The sequence below is a fragment of the Pelomonas lactea genome, from assembly GCF_043555885.1.
Taxonomy (GTDB): Bacteria; Pseudomonadota; Gammaproteobacteria; order Burkholderiales; family Burkholderiaceae_C; genus Pelomonas; species Pelomonas lactea.
The window spans coordinates 130,677-146,045 of record NZ_JBIGHX010000005.1; the positions used below are offsets into that span (position 1 = coordinate 130,677).

Sequence of the window (15,369 nt, forward strand, 5' to 3'; positions counted from 1 at the left end):
TTCAGGGGTTTGATTGGTATTGGCCGGCGAGCTTGAAGAGATGCTCGCGGGAAGTCGGTTCCAGGTAGGGCAGCAGCAGGCTCAGCGCATGGAAGGCGCCGCGCAGCAGCGCCGCGCCGGCACGGTCGGGCTCCAGCGCGTGGCGCGGGTCGCGCACGTATTCGTAGCTCAGCCAGTAGCTCACCACCACGACCATCGCGTTGGCCGTGGGCGCGGCGTCGCGCAGCTCCATCTTCAGCGCGCCGCCCAGGTGCAGGCCCGACAGCACATGGCGCATCGCCTGCTCCTTGGCGGCCAGCAGCGACTGGAAATGCGTCTCCAGCTTGCGGTTCTTGAACAGCAGGTCGTTCAGGTCGCGGTACAGGAAGCGGTGCTTCCAGATCAGCTCGAACAGCATGTGGAAGAACAGCCAGGCGTCTTCCACGTGGCGCACGTTGTCGGCCGCGGCCAGCAGCTCGCTGAGCTCGGCCTCGTAGCGGCCGAACAGCGCGTTGACCAGCTCGTCCTTGGCCGGGTAGTGGTAGTACAGGTTGCCCGGGCTGATCTTCAGCTCCGCCGAGATCAGCGTCGTCGACACGTTGGGCTCGCCGAAGCGGTTGAAGAGGTCCAGCGTGACCTCCAGGATGCGCTCGGCGGTGCGGCGGGGACGTTTGGGCGTGGGCATCTCAGCAGCGCGCGGCCGCCCGGAGCGACTGGCGCACCCCGGCGGGGCGCAGCCAGTGCAGGGAGCGTGGGGGCGCACAAGTCATCGGGTCATTCTGGCAGCGATCTGCGCGCGAAAAGGGGCGACTTCTAGAATTGCGCGCTTATGCCGAGCCCGACCTCATCGCCCCCCGCCATCTCGTTCGAGAACGTCAAGAAAACATACCGGGGAGGGCAGGTCAGGGCGCTGGATGGCGTGTCCTTCGACATCCCCTGCGGCGAATTCTTCGGCCTGCTGGGGCCCAACGGCGCCGGCAAGACGACGCTGATCAGCGTGCTGGCCGGCCTGGCCAAAGCCACCGAGGGCCGCGTGCGCGTGATGGGCCACGACGTCGTGGACGACTACGCCGCCGCCCGCAAGGCCCTGGGCGTGGTGCCGCAGGAGCTGGTGTTCGACCCGTTCTTCAGCGTGCGCGAGTCGCTGCGCATCCAGAGCGGCTACTTCGGCGTCAAGCACAACGACGCCTGGATCGACGAACTGCTGCACAACCTGGGCCTGACGGACAAGGCCAACGCCAACATGCGCCAGCTGTCGGGCGGCATGAAGCGCCGCGTGCTGGTGGCGCAGGCGCTGGTGCACCGCCCGCCCGTCATCGTGCTGGACGAGCCCACTGCCGGTGTGGACGTGGAGCTGCGCCAGACGCTGTGGCAGTTCATCGCGCGGCTCAACAAGGAAGGCCACACGGTGCTGCTGACCACGCACTACCTCGAAGAAGCCGAGGCGCTGTGCCAGCGGATCGGCATGCTCAAGGGTGGGCGGCTCGTGGCGCTGGACCGCACCTCGCAGCTGCTGGCCGGCACGGCGCACACGATGCTGCGCTTCAAGACCGACGCCGCGCTGCCGGCCGAGGTGGCGGCGCGGGCCCGCGTGACCGGGCGCATCGTGCAGGTCACGGCGCATGACGCCGCCGAGGTGGAGACGACGCTGGCCGCGCTGCGCGCCGCGGGCGTGCCCGTCGAAGACCTGGAGATCGGCCGCGCCGACCTCGAAGACGTGTTCCTCAACATCATGCAGGGAGAAGCCGCATGAACGGTGCTTCGACCCTCTTCAAGAAAGAAGTGCTGCGCTTCTGGAAGGTCAGCTTCCAGACCGTGGCCGCGCCGGTGCTCACCGCGTGCATGTACCTGCTCGTGTTCGGCCACACGCTGGAAGACCACGTGAAGGTCTACGAGACCGTCGGCTACACGCAGTTCCTGATCCCGGGCCTCGTGATGATGAGCGTGCTGCAGAACGCCTTCGCCAACAGCTCGTCCAGCCTCATCCAGAGCAAGATCACCGGCAACCTCGTGTTCCTGCTGCTGACGCCGCTGTCACCGCTGGCGTGGTTCGTGGCCTACGTGGGCGCGGCCGTCGTGCGCGGGCTGGCGGTGGGCACGGGCGTGCTGCTGGTCACGGCCTGGTTCGCGCCGCCGGGGCTGGACAACCTGTTGTGGGTGCTGACCTTCACCGTTCTGGGCGCCGGCCTGATGGGCACGCTGGGCCTGATCGCCGGCCTGTGGGCCGAGAAGTTCGACCAGCTCGCCGCCTTCCAGAACTTCATCATCATGCCGATGACGTTCCTGTCGGGCGTCTTCTACTCGGTGCATTCGCTGCCCGGGTTCTGGCAGGGCATCAGCCACTTCAACCCGTTCTTCTACATGATCGACGGCTTCCGCCGCGGCTTCTTCGGCGTCAGCGACGTGTCGCCGTGGCTGAGCCTGGGCGTGGTGGGCATCAGCTTCGCGGTGACGGCCGGGCTGGCTTTGTCGCTGCTGAAGCGGGGTTACAAGATACGTTCCTAAAATGACGGGTTTCCCACAAGGACCCGAGATGGCCGACCCGACCCCGCAAGAAGTGCGCGATTTCATTGCCGCAGGCCTGCCCTGCGCGCATCTGGAAGTCGAGGGCGACGGCCGCCATTTCTTCGCCACCATCGTGTCCGCGGAGTTCACGGGCCTGACCCGCATCAAGCGTCACCAGCGCGTCTACGCCGCTTTGGGCGAGCGCATGAAGGAGCAGATCCACGCGCTGTCGATGAAGACGCTGGCGCCCGAGGAGTGGACGCAATGAGCGGATTGACCCTCGCGCTCTCCAAGGGTCGCATCTTCGAGGAGACGCTGCCGCTGCTGCGCGCCGCCGGCATCGAGGTGCTGGAAGACCCCGAGACCTCGCGCAAGCTCATCCTGCCGACCAACCGCGACGGCGTGCGCGTGGTGCTGGTGCGGGCCAGCGACGTGCCGACCTATGTGCAATACGGCGGCGCCGACCTCGGCGTGGCCGGCCGCGATGTGCTGCACGAGCAGGCCCTGGCCCAGGGCGGCTCGCACGGCCTCTACCAGCCGCTGGACCTGAAGATCGCCCGCTGCCGCATGAGCGTGGCCACGCGCGCCGACTTCGACTACGCCGCCGCTGTCAAGCAGGGCTCGCGCATCCGCGTGGCCACCAAGTACACCGAGATCGCCCGCCAGCACTTCGCCGAGAAGGGCGTGCACGTGGACCTGATCAAGCTCTACGGCTCGATGGAACTCGCCCCGCTGACGGGCCTGGCCGAGGCCATCGTCGACCTCGTCTCCACCGGCGGCACGCTGCGTGCGAACAAGTTGGTCGAGGTCGAGCAGATCATGGACATCTCGTCGCGGCTGGTCGTCAACCAGGCCGCACTGAAGCTCAAGCGCGACACGCTGCGCCCCCTCATCGACGCCTTCGCCGCCGCCATCTCCGCATGACCCTCATCCGCCAGCTCTCGACCGCCGCCGCCGACTTCACCACCGAGTTCGAACGCCTGCGCCATTGGTCGGCCGAGACGGATGCGGCCATCGAGGTCCGCGTGGCCGAGATCCTGGCCGATGTGCAGCAGCGCGGCGATGCCGCCGTGTTGGAGTACACCGCCCGTTTCGACCGTGTGCAGGCCGCCGACATGGCCGCGCTGGAGATCACGCAGGCCGAGCTGCAGGCGGCGCTGGCCGCCATTCCTGCCGTGCAGCGCGACGCATTGCAGGCCGCCGCGAAGCGCGTGCGGGCCTACCACGAGCTCCAGCTGGAGGCCTCCGGCCGCAGCTGGAGCTACCGCGACGAGGACGGCACGCTGCTGGGCCAGAAGGTCACGCCGCTGGACCGCGTGGGCATCTACGTGCCGGGCGGCAAGGCCGCCTACCCGAGCAGCGTGCTGATGAACGCCATCCCCGCCCACGTGGCCGGCGTGCAGGACATCATCATGGTTGTGCCCACGCCGGACGGCGTGCGCAACCCGCTGGTGCTGGCGGCCGCGGCCGTGGCCGGCGTGCACCGCGTGTTCACCATCGGCGGTGCGCAGGCTGTGGCCGCGCTGGCCTACGGCACGGCCACCATCCCGCGCGTCGACAAGATCACCGGCCCGGGCAATGCCTACGTGGCCTCGGCCAAGAAGCATGTGTTCGGCCAGGTCGGCATTGACATGATCGCCGGCCCCAGCGAGATCCTCGTCATCGCCGACGGCACGACGCCGCCGGACTGGGTGGCGATGGACCTGTTCAGCCAGGCAGAGCACGACGAGCTGGCGCAGAGCATCCTGCTGAGCCCGGACGCCACCTTCCTGGACGCCGTGCGCGCCAGCATGGAGCGGCTGCTGCCCGAGCTGCCGCGCGCCGACATCGTGCGCGCCTCGCTCAAGGGTCGCGGCGCGCTGATCCACACGCGCTCGATGGAAGAGGCCTGCGAGATCAGCAACAGCATCGCGCCCGAGCACCTGGAAATCAGCGCCGCTGAGCCGGCCCGCTGGGAGCCGCTGCTGCGCCACGCCGGCGCCATCTTCATGGGCGCGTACACCAGCGAAAGCCTGGGCGACTACTGCGCGGGCCCCAACCACGTGCTGCCCACGGCCAGCACGGCGCGCTTCTCTTCGCCGCTGGGCGTGTACGACTTCCAGAAGCGCAGCAGCCTCATCGAGGTCAGCGAGCAGGGCGCGCAGGTGCTGGGCGGCATCGCCTCCGTGCTGGCGCATGGGGAGGGCCTGCAGGCCCACGCGCGTGCGGCCGAGCTGCGCTTGAAGTGACGCTCAGGCCGCGTCCACCGGCGTGGCCTTGAACGGGCTGCGCTCCGGCGGCTCGTCGTGCTCGGCGGTGCGCGTCAGCGCCGTCGTGATCCAGTTCAGCGCCGACACGCGGTGCCGCACCGCGCAGCTCAGCGGCTCGGGCTTGCAGCCCATCTTGGCTTTGGGCTCGAGCGCCGTGCGGCCCAGGCTCAGCCGCGCGGAGCCAAAGGCGATGGCGTCCTGCACGGTGGACTGCAGCAGCGTCAGGTAGATGGGCGCGTCGGCGTTGGCCGCGCGGTCATAGCCGATGTAGTAGCCCAGCGTCGTATCGCCGTCGTGCACGCTGGTGACGAAGCCCAGCCAGCGGCCGTCGGCGTGTTCGGCCACGCGGCAGCGGAAGCGCTCGCCTAAAGCCGCCGCCATGGCGGGCAGGTAGCCCGGCGTCAGCGTCGCCAGCCGCAGGCCTTGCGCCTGATGCACCTGGCCGTACAGCGCATGCAGCTCGTCCGCCCGAGCGGCCATCTCGTCGGCGCTCGCGTCGCGCAGCGTCAGGCCGGCGGCGGCGCAGTCCTTCAGCAGCTTCCTGGCCGCGCTGCGGTAGCCCGAGGTCATGCTGGCGAGGTAGTCGTCCCAGCTGCGCCATTCGGGGCGCAGCGTCAGCACCATGTCGGGCTCGGTCTCCACGCTGCGGTAGCCCAGCAGGCGCAGCGCCGGCGGCACCTGCTCCCCGGCCATGCCGAGGTCCTTGATGAGGGCCAGGTCGGACTGGCCGCTGAGCTTGTCCGCCCGGCGCACGCGGTAGATGGCTTCGCAGACGGCATGCCACAGCTGCGCCTCGTCGGCATGCGGCGCCAGCGCCATTGCGCGGGTACCCCAGACGAGCAGGTTGCCGCACACCAGCAGGTGCTCGCGCAGGCCGGCCACCGGGTCGACGAGCTTCTTGCTGCCCGGCTTGCGCAGCTGCGCGGCGCCCACGCTGACGCGCTGCAGCAGCAGCGCCGCGACCGGCTTGCCGTCGGCATAGGCCATCGCGTAGCGTGGCTCCAGGTTGTCGGGCGCGTGCTGCTCCAGCACGCGCAGGTAGTCGCGCGACAGGAAGACGGTCTGCGCGGCCAGTGCGTCCCAGTGCGCCGGATTGACGAAGTCGATGCGGTCCGCCAGCACCAGCTGCAGCCCCGACGCGGTGCGGCGCGCAACGCGCCGGGCCTTGATGTCCTGCAGCGCCTGCGCCGGGCTGACCGGCTGGGGCTTGAGCCGGCCCAGTGCCCGCCCGGTGCGCTTGAGCTTGGCGACGGTGGCGAGCAGGGGTTTCTTGGCGAGGGGCGGCAAGGGCATCGGCGGCGCGTGGAGTGTCGGGGCCGCAGGCTAACTCAAGGGCCGGCGTCCGTTGTTTCGGCTAGGCTGCGGTGATGTCCTTGCGTCGTCGCGAACTCCTGCTGTCCTCGGGCGCCGTCCCACTGCTCGCCCGGGCGCAGCCTCGCCGGTTGCGCATTCCGCATGTGTCGGCCAAGGCCGATGTGCAGCGCAGCTATCCCGCCCTGTTGCTGGAGCAGGCGCTGGCGGCCGCAGGCGTGCCCGCCACGCTGGAGCCCACCACGGAACTCATCCCGCAGAACCGCGCGCTGCAGGAGTTGGGGCGCCGCCGCCGGCTGGACGTGCTGTGGACCATGACCTCCGTCGAGCGCGAGCAGCAGGCGCTGCCGGTGCGCCTGTCCATCTTCCGTGGGCTGTTCGGCTGGCGGCTGCTGTTGGCCACCCCGGAGGTGGCGCAGCGCATGTCGGCCGTGCAGACGCTGTCGGAGCTGCGTCGGTTCTCGATGGTGTCCGGGCATGAATGGCCGGACACCGGCGTCCTGCGGGCCAATGGGCTCGACGTGGTGGTCTCGCCCAGCTACGACGCCATGTTCAAGCAGTTGCGCCTGGGCCGCGCTGACGCCTTCCCGCGCTCGGTCGAAGAGGTGTGGTGGGAGCTGGAGCGCTACGGTCAGGGGCTGGTGGTGGTGCCCAACCTGTGCCTGCACTACCCGGCCGCCGTCTACTACTTCGTCGCCCGGGACGAGCCCCAGTTGGCCCAGGCCATCGAGACCGGCCTGCTGCGGCTGCGTGCCAACGGTGCCTGGGAGCGCCTGTTCGAGCGGCATCACGGCGAAGACGTCGCCCGTGCCCAGTTCGGTGCGCGCAAGGTCATCGAGCTGCGCAACCCGCTGCTGCCGCCGCTCGACGAGCTGGACCTGGGCAGCAAATCCCCGGGTTAACGTGACACGAAGTTCGTGCAACACGAACTTCGTGTAATCTTCGCCCCATGAAGAACGTGACCGTCTCGATGGACGACGCCGTGGCCGAATGGGCGCGGCTGGAGGCGGCGCGGTGCAACACCAGCGTCTCTCGGCTGCTCGGTGAACTGCTGGCCGAGAAGATGCAGCATGACGATGCTTACGAGCGCGCGCTGCAGGACTGGCTGCACCGGGAGCGCTCGTGGTCGTCCGACGGTCAGCCCTACCCCGGCAGAACATGAAGCCCCTCGTCCAACGGGTACGTTGGCCGGTCCCCCGAGGGGACGGCGATGCATGCGGCGTTGAGCCGCAAGCACATCGCCATGACGGGCCGGCTTGGGTGCGGCCCGGCGCTCGACCCGTGAATGCATTGACATGAATTTCACCGCCCCCGTGTTCGTCGACACCTCCGTGCTGCTGTTCAGCGAGGACGGCGCCCGCCCGGCCGAGCGCGAGCAGGTGCTGGCCTGGCTGCGCGTGCTGTGGTCCACGCGCAGCGGCCGCGTGTCGGTGCAGGTGCTGAACGACTTCTATCTGCTGGCCACGCAGCGCGTGAAGCCGCCCATGCCGCAGGGCGACGTGCGCGCCGAGGTGCGCCGCTACCAGCACTGGCGCCCGTGGCAGGCGGACCAGGCCACGGTCGAATCCGCCTGGTCGCTGGAGAGCCGCTTCGGTCTGCCGTTCGCCGATGCGCTGGTCGTCGCCAGCGCCAAGGCCCAGGGCTGCACAAGGCTGCTCAGCCTGGCCCTGCCGCACGAGGCCGTCTACGACAGCGTGCAAGTCCTCAACCCCATCGTCGCAGCGCCATGACCGACCCGCTCCAACAAGCCCTGGATTGCATCCGCCCCGACGTGCGCGCGGCGCATGCCTATGTCGTGCAACCCAGCCACGGCGTGCTGAAGATGGACGCGATGGAGAACCCCTACCGCTTGCCGCCCGCGCTGCAGCAGGCGCTGGGCGCACGCCTGGGCGCCGTGGCGCTGAACCGCTACCCGGCCGAGCGCACCGCCGAGCTGGCCCGCGCGCTGGCGCGCCACGCCGGCGTGGGCGACGACGTGGGCGTCACGCTGGGCAACGGCTCGGACGAACTGATCGGCCTGCTCAGCATCGCCGTCGCCAAGCCCGGCGCCTCGGTGCTGGCGCCCGTGCCGGGGTTCGTCATGTACGAGGCCTTCGCGAAGCAGCAGCGGCTGGACTTCATCGGCGTGCCGCTGCGCGCCGATGACTTCCAGCTCGACGAGGCCGCGATGCTGGCCGCCATCGACCAGCACCAGCCGGCGCTCATCTACCTGGCCTACCCCAACAACCCCACCGCCACGCTGTGGGACGCGGCCGTCATCGCGCGCATCGCGCAGGCGGCGCCGGGGCTGGTCGTCATGGACGAGGCCTACCAGCCGTTCGCGAGCGCCGACAGCCTCGCGCTGATGGCGCGCCAGAAGAACGTGCTGGTCATGCGCACGATGAGCAAGTTCGGCCTGGCCGGCGTGCGCATCGGCTATCTGCTGGGCAACGCTGAACTGGTGGCGCAGATCGAGAAGCTGCGCCCGCCGTACAACATCAGCGTGCTGAATGCCGAGGCCGCCTTCTTCGCGCTGGAGCATGCCGACGTCTACGCCGCACAGGCCGCCGAGCTGCGCCAGCAGCGCGAGCGGCTCCTCGAAGCCTTGCAGGCGCTGCCTGGCGTGCGCCCCTGGCCCAGTGAGGGCAATATGATTCTCGCGAGGGTGCAGGACGCGGCAGCCACCTTCGCGGCGCTGAAGGCGCGCGGCGTGCTGATCAAGAACGTCTCGGCCATGCATCCGCTGCTCGCGAACTGCCTGCGCTTCACGGTCGGGACGCCCGACGAAAACACCCGCCTCCTCGCCGAACTCACGAGCTGCCTGTCATGAGCACCCCCCGCACCGCCGAAGTCACCCGCAACACCCGCGAGACGCGCATCACGGTGCGCATCAATCTCGACGGTACCGGCCAGTCCAAGCTGCAGACCGGCATCGGCTTCTTCGACCACATGCTGGACCAGATCGCCCGCCACGGCCTGATCGACCTGGACATCCACTGCGAGGGCGATCTGCACATCGACGGCCACCACACGGTGGAAGACGTCGGCATCACGCTGGGCCTGGCCATCGCCAAGGCCGTGGGCGACAAGGCCGGCCTGACGCGCTACGGCCACAGCTACGTGCCGCTGGACGAGGCGCTGTCGCGCGTCGTCATCGACCTGTCCGGTCGCCCCGGCCTGCACATGGACGTCAAGTTCACGGCCGGCAGCATCGGCGCCTTCGACACGCAGCTGACGTTCGAGTTCTTCCAGGGCTTCGCCAACGCGGCGCTGGCCACCGTGCACATCGACAACCTGAAGGGCCACAACGCCCACCACCAGGCCGAAACCATGTTCAAGGCCTTCGGCCGCGCGCTGCGCATGGCGACGACGTTGGACCCGCGCTCGGCCGGCGTCATCCCGTCGACGAAGGGCTCGCTGTGAGCCGCGTCTGGGGCGCGGCCGCGCTGGCGATGGCGGCCTGGCTCGCGCCGGCGGCCGTCCGGGCGCAGGACGGTTTGCCGTGCCTGCATCCCAGGACCCAGCAGGCGTTGCCGCAGATCCTCGGGCCTGCCTTCACGCGTGGCCGCACGCACGGCTTTGAGGCGCAGGCGCCGGGCTTTGGCTGCAGCGTGCGCTACGAGCACCCCAGCGGCATGTGGGCCGATGTCTACATCTATCGCGCCGGCCTGGGCGTCATCGACGATGTCGAGCGCGACCCCCGGCTGATGGACCAGTTCCAGGGCACGATGATTGCCGTGGAGCAAAAGTGGAAGCAGCAGCCGGGCGCGAGCGTGCGGGATCTGCAGGCGAACTACGAGAAGCGCGGCCGCCACGGGGTCGAGGTCATGGTGGGCTCCGCCTTCCTGGAAATGACCGGTCGCGACGCCCTGCGCACCCATGTGCAGCTGTGGAGCGGTGGTGGCGCGATCTGGAAGCTGCGCGCCACCTTCCCGGCGAAGGATCTCGCCGTGTCCGACGACGCAGTGCGCGCGCTGGCCGAGGCGCTCGTCGATCTGTCGCGTGAGGAGGGATCGCTGTGAGCCGCACCGTCGCTGTCGTCGACTACGGCATGGGCAACCTGCGCTCGGTGTCGCAGGCGGTCATCCATGCCGCCGAGGGGCAGGGCTTCGAGGTGGCCATCACCTGCGACCCGGAAGTGATCCGCGCCGCCGAGCGCGTCGTGCTGCCGGGCCAGGGCGCCATGCGCGACTGCATGGCCGAGCTGGCCGCGTCGGGCGCCAAGGAAGCCGTGCTGGAAGCCGCCGCCACCAAGCCGCTGCTGGGCGTGTGCGTGGGCATGCAGATGCTGCTGGACCACAGCGAGGAGCAGGACACGCCGGGCCTGGGGCTCATTCCGGGCCGCGTGCAGCGCTTTCGCCTGGAGGGCCGTCTGCAGGACGACGGCAGCCGCTTCAAGGTGCCGCAGATGGGTTGGAACCGCGTGCACCAGCCGCGTGCGCACGCGGTGTGGGATGGCATCCCGAACGACAGCTGGTTCTACTTCGTTCACAGCTTCTACGCCACCACCGCCCAGCCCGAGCACAGCGCCGGCGAGACGGACTACGGCCTGCGCTTTACCTGTGCAGTGGCCCGGGATAATATTTTTGCCACCCAATTCCACCCCGAGAAAAGTGCCGCGCTGGGCCTCGCCCTGTATCGCAACTTCCTGCACTGGAAGCCCTAAGAGGCTGCGAGCCATGCCCTCATGCCCGCTCGTGCCGCCCAAGCGCCGCCACTCGTCGTTGCAAATGCTCGCCGTAGCACGCACTACGGCTCCGCTTTGCGCCTTGATTGGCGCCACCTGGGCGACCCGCTCGGGCACGAGCGCACGGCTCACAGCCTCTGCGCCTCGCCTCACAACCATTCCACAGCTCTCTAGCCACCGGCCATGCTGCTGATCCCTGCCATCGACCTGAAAGACGGTCGCTGCGTCCGCCTCAAGCAAGGCGACATGAACGACTCCACCACCTTCGGCGAAGACCCCGCCGCGATGGCGCGCCGCTGGGTGGACGCCGGTGCGCGCCGCCTGCACCTGGTGGACCTGAACGGCGCCTTCGCGGGCAAGCCGGTGAACGAGCCGGCCATCAAGGCCATCATCAAGGAGGTCGGTGACGAGATCCCCATCCAGCTCGGCGGTGGCATCCGTGACCTCGACACCATCGAGCGCTACCTGGACGACGGCCTGAGCTACGTCATCATCGGCACGGCCGCGGTCAAGAACCCCGGCTTCCTGAAGGACGCCTGCAGCGCCTTCGGCGGCCACATCATCGTGGGCCTGGACGCCAAGGACGGCAAGGTCGCCACCGACGGCTGGAGCAAGCTGACCGGCCACGAGGTCGTCGACCTGGCGAAGAAGTTCGAGGATTACGGCGTCGAAGGCGTCATCTACACCGACATCGGCCGCGACGGCATGCTGTCCGGCATCAACATCGAGGCCACCGTCAAGCTGGCGCAATCGCTGACCATCCCCGTCATCGCGTCGGGCGGACTTTCCAACATCGCCGACATCGAGCGCCTGTGCGCGGTGTTCGGCGACGGCGTCGAAGGTGTCATCTGCGGCCGCTCCATCTACACGGGCGACCTCGACTTCGCGGCCGGCCAGGCGCGGGCAGATGAGCTGATGGCTGCATTGGGCTGACATGCTGCCCCCACGCTCACTTCGCTCGCTGCCCCCCGAGGGGGCGCGTCAGCGGCTCTGGACGGCCACGCGCCGCTGACATGCTGGCCAAACGCATCATCCCCTGTCTCGACGTCACGGCTGGCCGTGTCGTCAAAGGCGTCAACTTCGTCGGCCTGCGTGACGCGGGCGACCCGGTGGACATCGCCGCCCGCTACAACGAGCAGGGCGCCGACGAGCTCACCTTCCTCGACATCACCGCCACCAGCGATGGCCGGGACCTGATCCTGCACATCATCGAAGACGTGGCCTCCAAGGTCTTCATCCCGCTGACCGTGGGCGGCGGCGTGCGCGCCGTGGCCGATGTGCGCCGGCTGCTGAATGCAGGTGCCGACAAGGTGTCCTTCAACTCTGCGGCGGTGGCCGACCCCGAACTCATCCGCGCCGCCAGCGACCGCTACGGCGCGCAGTGCATCGTGGTGGCCATCGACGCCAAGCGCCGCCAGGGCGACGACCTCGCGGCCCGCGGCCCGGGCTGGGACGTCTACACCCACGGCGGCCGCAAGAACGTGGGCCTGGACGCGGTGGCGTGGGCGAAGCAGATGGCCGAATTCGGCGCCGGCGAGATCCTGCTGACCAGCATGGACCGTGACGGCACCAAGAGTGGCTTCGACCTGGAACTCACCCGCGCCGTGAGCGACGCGGTGCCCGTGCCGGTCATCGCCTCGGGCGGTGTCGGTTCGCTGGACGACCTGGCCGACGGCATCACCAAGGGCGGTGCCGACGCAGTGCTGGCCGCCAGCATCTTCCACTTCGGCCAGCACACGGTGGGCGAAGCCAAGGCCTTGATGGCCGCACGCGGCATTCCCGTCCGCCAGTGATCGTCCGCCGCCGCGGACAATGCGGCCATGGGTGAGATTCGAATCATTGGCGGGCAGTGGAAGCGTTCCAAGCTGCCCGTGCCCGACGCACCGGGCCTGCGGCCCACGTCGGACCGCGTGCGCGAGACGCTCTTCAACTGGCTGGGCCAGACGCTGACCGGCTGGCGCGTGCTGGACGCCTTCGCGGGCAGCGGCGCCTTGGGCTTTGAGGCCGCTTCGCGCGACGCCGCCGAGGTGGTGCTGGTGGAGCGCGATGTCAAGCTGGCTGCCGGCCTGCGCGCCAGCGTGCAGCGCCTGAAGGCCACGACGATGAAGGTGCATGCCGCCGACGCGCTGGCCTGGATGCGCGCCGCACCGCGCGGCGGCTTCGACCTCGTGCTGCTGGACCCGCCCTTCGCCGCCGACCTATTCGACGCGGCCCTGACCGCCGCGCTGCCGCTGCTGACCGAGGGCGGGCTGATCTACGTGGAAGCCCCGCACGAGATCACGCCGCCGGCCGGTTTTACCGTGTGGCGCCAGGGGCGTGCGGGCGCGGTGCACTACCACCTGCTGCGCCGCGAGGACAATCCGACCCCATGACCTCCCGCACGACGATCACCGCCGTCTACCCCGGCACCTTCGACCCCATCACCCTGGGCCACGAAGACCTGATGCGCCGCGCCGCCGGCATGTTCGAGCGCCTGGTGCTGGCCGTGGCTGTGGGCCACCACAAGAAGACCCTGTTCACGCTGGACGAGCGGCTGGCCATGGCACGGGACGTGGCGGCCGAGCTGGGCAACGTCGAGGTCATCGCCTTCGACGGGCTGTTGCGAGACTTCGTGCGGGCGCATGCCGGCCGCGTCGTCGTGCGCGGCCTGCGCACCGGCGGCGACTTCGAGTACGAGTTCCAGATGGCCGGCATGAACCGCAAGCTGATGCCCGAGGTCGAGACCATCTTCCTGACCCCCGGCGAGCGCCACCAGTACACCTCCAGCACCTTCGTGCGCGAGATCGCGACGCTGGGCGGCGAGGTGGCCGAGTTCGTGTCGCCCGGCGTGCTGGCGCGCCTGAACGACAAGTTCAAGGGGAGCTGACCATGGCGTTGATGATTACCGATGAGTGCATCAACTGCGATGTCTGCGAACCCGCGTGCCCGAACAACGCGATCTCAATGGGCGAGGAGTTCTACAAGATCGAGCCCAGCAAGTGCACCGAATGCGTGGGCCATTTCGACGAGCCGCAGTGCGTGATGCTTTGCCCCGTGGCCTGCATTCCCGTCAACCCGGCGCATGTGGAGAGCCGCGAGACGCTGCTGCAGAAGTACCAGCGCCTGACCGCCGCGACCTGACGAGCCTCGCGCTGCGCGCCTGGCTCAGGGCGGCGCGATGTCGGGCTGGCCGGCGAGCAGCTCGGCCACCCAGTCGATGAAGCAGCGCAGCTTGGCGCTCACGTGCCGGTGCGGCGGGAAGGCGATGTACAGCGGCATCGGCGCCGCCCGCCAGTCCTCCAGCAGCGGCACCAGCTCGCCCCGCGCGACGTGCGGCGCGGCCATGTAGCGCGGCGTGCACAGCACGCCCAGCCCGGCCACGCCGGCCGCCAGGTAGGCGTTGCCGTCGTCCACCGCCAGCGCATGGCGGCCCAGCACGGCCACGGCTTCGCCATCGCGATGCAGCGTGACGGGCGCGATGCGGCCGCTGCGCCAGCGCAGATAGCCCACGAGGCGGTGCTCCTCGCCGGCCAGCTCGCGCGGATGCGCCGGCCGGCCGGCGCGCTGCAGGTAGGCGGGCGCCGCGTACAGGCCCAGGGCCAGCGAGCCGACGCGCCGGGCCATCAGCGAGGAGTCCTCCAGTTCGCCGCCCCGGATCACGCAGTCGACGTGATCGCCGATGACGTCGACCATGCGGTCGCTGACGCCGAGGTGCAGCTCGATGTCGGGGTAGCGCGCCTGGAATTCCGGCAGCGCCGGCACCAGCACCAGCCGCGCGAGCGGGCTGGGCACGTCCACGCGCAGTCGGCCGCGCGGCGCGGCGGCGGCGCTGGACAGCCCGGTGTCGGCGTCCTCCAGGTCGGCCAGCACGCGTACCACGCGGTCGTAGTAGGCCGCGCCGTCTTCGGTGACGCGCACCTGCCGCGTCGTGCGGTGCAGCAGCTTCACGCGCAGGCGAGCCTCCAGCTGCTGCACCAGCTGCGTGATGGTGGTGTTGCTCACATCCAGCGCGCGGGCAGCCTTGGTGAAGCTGCCGGTCTCCACGACACGGGCAAAGGCCTGCAGCGCATCGAAACGGTCCATGGGGTGTCGGGCTCCCGATTGTTTGGCGACGGCAAAAACTGATTGTGGGGCGTGCCGGTTTATCGGCGCGCGGGCGCTGCCTAGAGTGGCTGGGTGTTTGTCCAACCGAGAAAGTCCCCGATGTCTTCCGCACGCGACGCCGTCTTCCCCGCCGGCCGCCAGGCGCTGTACGAGCGCAACCGCTACTCACCGGCCATCCGCTCCAACGGCTTCCTGTTCGTCTCCGGCCAGGTGGGCAGCCGGCCCGATGGCTCGCCTGAACCTGATCTGCTCGCGCAGGTGCACCTGGCCTTCGAGAACCTGGACGCCGTGCTCGCGGCTGCCGGCTGCAGCTTCCGTGACGTCGTGGACGTGACGGTGTTCATGGTGGACCCGCAGCAGCACTTCGAGCGCGTCTGGCCCGTCGTCATGGCGCATTGGGGCGAGGCGCCCCACCCGACGCTGACGGGCGTCGGCGTGACCTGGCTCTATGGCTTCCAGTTCGAGATCAAGGTCATCGCCAAGCTGCCGCAGGCCGCAGCCGCCTGAGCGCCCGCGGCAACATTCGTCACCATTGCTCACGCCGGCAAGCGGCATGCCTGCCTACAGTCGCGCCGC

At 69.5% G+C, this 15,369-nt stretch carries 21 protein-coding genes; 18 read left to right on the forward strand and 3 right to left on the reverse strand.

All coding sequences use genetic code 11. The annotated features are described in order from the left end of the window. Position 1: 1 nt before the first annotated feature. Entirely contained in the window at positions 2-664 is a 663-nt protein-coding gene (locus ACG04Q_RS15650) for a TetR/AcrR family transcriptional regulator (RefSeq protein WP_394511866.1), read from the reverse strand. 144 nt (positions 665-808) lie between these two features. Between ACG04Q_RS15650 and ACG04Q_RS15655 the strand changes: the two genes are divergently transcribed. The 5 genes from ACG04Q_RS15655 to hisD are packed head-to-tail and all read left to right on the forward strand — an operon-like array spanning position 809 to position 4,712. Beyond that, the gene (locus ACG04Q_RS15655) at positions 809-1,732 is read left to right on the forward strand and encodes an ABC transporter ATP-binding protein (protein ID WP_394511867.1); all 924 of its coding nucleotides are present in this window, start codon (positions 809-811) and stop codon (positions 1,730-1,732) included. Then, positions 1,729-2,484 carry an ABC transporter permease gene (locus ACG04Q_RS15660; RefSeq protein WP_394511868.1) on the forward strand — a complete coding sequence of 252 codons (756 nt, stop codon included), beginning with the start codon at positions 1,729-1,731 and terminating at the stop codon, positions 2,482-2,484. The genes ACG04Q_RS15655 and ACG04Q_RS15660 overlap by 4 nt, the downstream gene beginning before the upstream one ends. Positions 2,485-2,512: 28 nt before the next feature. Continuing rightward, the gene (locus ACG04Q_RS15665; protein WP_394511869.1) at positions 2,513-2,752 is read left to right on the forward strand and encodes a BolA family protein; all 240 of its coding nucleotides are present in this window, start codon (positions 2,513-2,515) and stop codon (positions 2,750-2,752) included. Then, positions 2,749-3,408: an ATP phosphoribosyltransferase gene (gene hisG / locus ACG04Q_RS15670; protein WP_394511871.1), complete on the forward strand. Its 660-nt coding sequence runs from the start codon at positions 2,749-2,751 to the stop codon at positions 3,406-3,408. The genes ACG04Q_RS15665 and hisG overlap by 4 nt, the downstream gene beginning before the upstream one ends. Then, the gene (gene hisD / locus ACG04Q_RS15675) at positions 3,405-4,712 is read left to right on the forward strand and encodes a histidinol dehydrogenase (RefSeq protein ID WP_394511872.1); all 1,308 of its coding nucleotides are present in this window, start codon (positions 3,405-3,407) and stop codon (positions 4,710-4,712) included. Before hisG ends, hisD begins: the two co-directional genes overlap by 4 nt. 3 nt (positions 4,713-4,715) lie before the next feature. Here hisD and ACG04Q_RS15680 read toward each other — a convergent pair whose 3' ends face one another. Continuing rightward, positions 4,716-6,026: a GNAT family N-acetyltransferase gene (locus ACG04Q_RS15680; RefSeq protein ID WP_394511874.1), complete on the reverse strand. Its 1,311-nt coding sequence runs from the start codon at positions 6,024-6,026 to the stop codon at positions 4,716-4,718. 74 nt (positions 6,027-6,100) lie between these two features. Here ACG04Q_RS15680 and ACG04Q_RS15685 point away from each other — a divergent pair, with 74 nt between their 5' ends. From ACG04Q_RS15685 to ACG04Q_RS15740, 12 genes are all read left to right on the forward strand, one after another. Next, positions 6,101-6,946, forward strand: a complete 846-nt coding sequence (locus ACG04Q_RS15685) for a substrate-binding periplasmic protein (RefSeq protein WP_394511876.1) — start codon at positions 6,101-6,103, stop codon at positions 6,944-6,946. A gap of 47 nt (positions 6,947-6,993) precedes the next feature. After that, entirely contained in the window at positions 6,994-7,206 is a 213-nt protein-coding gene (locus tag ACG04Q_RS15690) for a CopG family transcriptional regulator (protein WP_394511877.1), read from the forward strand. Positions 7,207-7,339: 133 nt separating this feature from the next. After that, the gene (locus tag ACG04Q_RS15695; RefSeq protein WP_394511878.1) at positions 7,340-7,774 is read left to right on the forward strand and encodes a PIN domain-containing protein; all 435 of its coding nucleotides are present in this window, start codon (positions 7,340-7,342) and stop codon (positions 7,772-7,774) included. Further along, the gene (gene hisC / locus ACG04Q_RS15700; protein ID WP_394511880.1) at positions 7,771-8,853 is read left to right on the forward strand and encodes a histidinol-phosphate transaminase; all 1,083 of its coding nucleotides are present in this window, start codon (positions 7,771-7,773) and stop codon (positions 8,851-8,853) included. The genes ACG04Q_RS15695 and hisC overlap by 4 nt, the downstream gene beginning before the upstream one ends. Beyond that, entirely contained in the window at positions 8,850-9,446 is a 597-nt protein-coding gene (gene hisB, locus ACG04Q_RS15705; protein ID WP_394511882.1) for an imidazoleglycerol-phosphate dehydratase HisB, read from the forward strand. The genes hisC and hisB overlap by 4 nt, the downstream gene beginning before the upstream one ends. Further along, positions 9,443-10,045, forward strand: a complete 603-nt coding sequence (locus ACG04Q_RS15710; RefSeq protein WP_394511884.1) for a hypothetical protein — start codon at positions 9,443-9,445, stop codon at positions 10,043-10,045. Before hisB ends, ACG04Q_RS15710 begins: the two co-directional genes overlap by 4 nt. Continuing rightward, positions 10,042-10,689: an imidazole glycerol phosphate synthase subunit HisH gene (gene hisH / locus ACG04Q_RS15715; protein WP_394511886.1), complete on the forward strand. Its 648-nt coding sequence runs from the start codon at positions 10,042-10,044 to the stop codon at positions 10,687-10,689. The genes ACG04Q_RS15710 and hisH overlap by 4 nt, the downstream gene beginning before the upstream one ends. A 204-nt stretch (positions 10,690-10,893) precedes the next feature. Beyond that, on the forward strand, positions 10,894-11,643 hold the full coding sequence (hisA, locus tag ACG04Q_RS15720; protein WP_394511888.1) for a 1-(5-phosphoribosyl)-5-[(5-phosphoribosylamino)methylideneamino]imidazole-4-carboxamide isomerase: 750 nt from the start codon (positions 10,894-10,896) through the stop codon (positions 11,641-11,643). An 80-nt stretch (positions 11,644-11,723) separates the two neighbouring features. Further along, on the forward strand, positions 11,724-12,503 hold the full coding sequence (gene hisF / locus ACG04Q_RS15725) for an imidazole glycerol phosphate synthase subunit HisF (RefSeq protein ID WP_268168776.1): 780 nt from the start codon (positions 11,724-11,726) through the stop codon (positions 12,501-12,503). A gap of 27 nt (positions 12,504-12,530) precedes the next feature. Then, entirely contained in the window at positions 12,531-13,082 is a 552-nt protein-coding gene (rsmD, locus tag ACG04Q_RS15730) for a 16S rRNA (guanine(966)-N(2))-methyltransferase RsmD (protein ID WP_394511890.1), read from the forward strand. Next, positions 13,079-13,576: a pantetheine-phosphate adenylyltransferase gene (coaD, locus tag ACG04Q_RS15735; RefSeq protein WP_394511892.1), complete on the forward strand. Its 498-nt coding sequence runs from the start codon at positions 13,079-13,081 to the stop codon at positions 13,574-13,576. Before rsmD ends, coaD begins: the two co-directional genes overlap by 4 nt. Before the next feature lie 2 nt (positions 13,577-13,578). Beyond that, positions 13,579-13,830, forward strand: a complete 252-nt coding sequence (locus ACG04Q_RS15740; protein WP_394511894.1) for a YfhL family 4Fe-4S dicluster ferredoxin — start codon at positions 13,579-13,581, stop codon at positions 13,828-13,830. Between the two features lie 24 nt (positions 13,831-13,854). Here ACG04Q_RS15740 and ACG04Q_RS15745 read toward each other — a convergent pair whose 3' ends face one another. Beyond that, positions 13,855-14,772, reverse strand: a complete 918-nt coding sequence (locus ACG04Q_RS15745; RefSeq protein WP_394511895.1) for a LysR family transcriptional regulator — start codon at positions 14,770-14,772, stop codon at positions 13,855-13,857. Positions 14,773-14,892: 120 nt separating this feature from the next. Here ACG04Q_RS15745 and ACG04Q_RS15750 point away from each other — a divergent pair, with 120 nt between their 5' ends. Next, on the forward strand, positions 14,893-15,300 hold the full coding sequence (locus ACG04Q_RS15750; RefSeq protein ID WP_394511897.1) for a RidA family protein: 408 nt from the start codon (positions 14,893-14,895) through the stop codon (positions 15,298-15,300). The last annotated feature ends 69 nt before the right edge of the window (positions 15,301-15,369 follow it).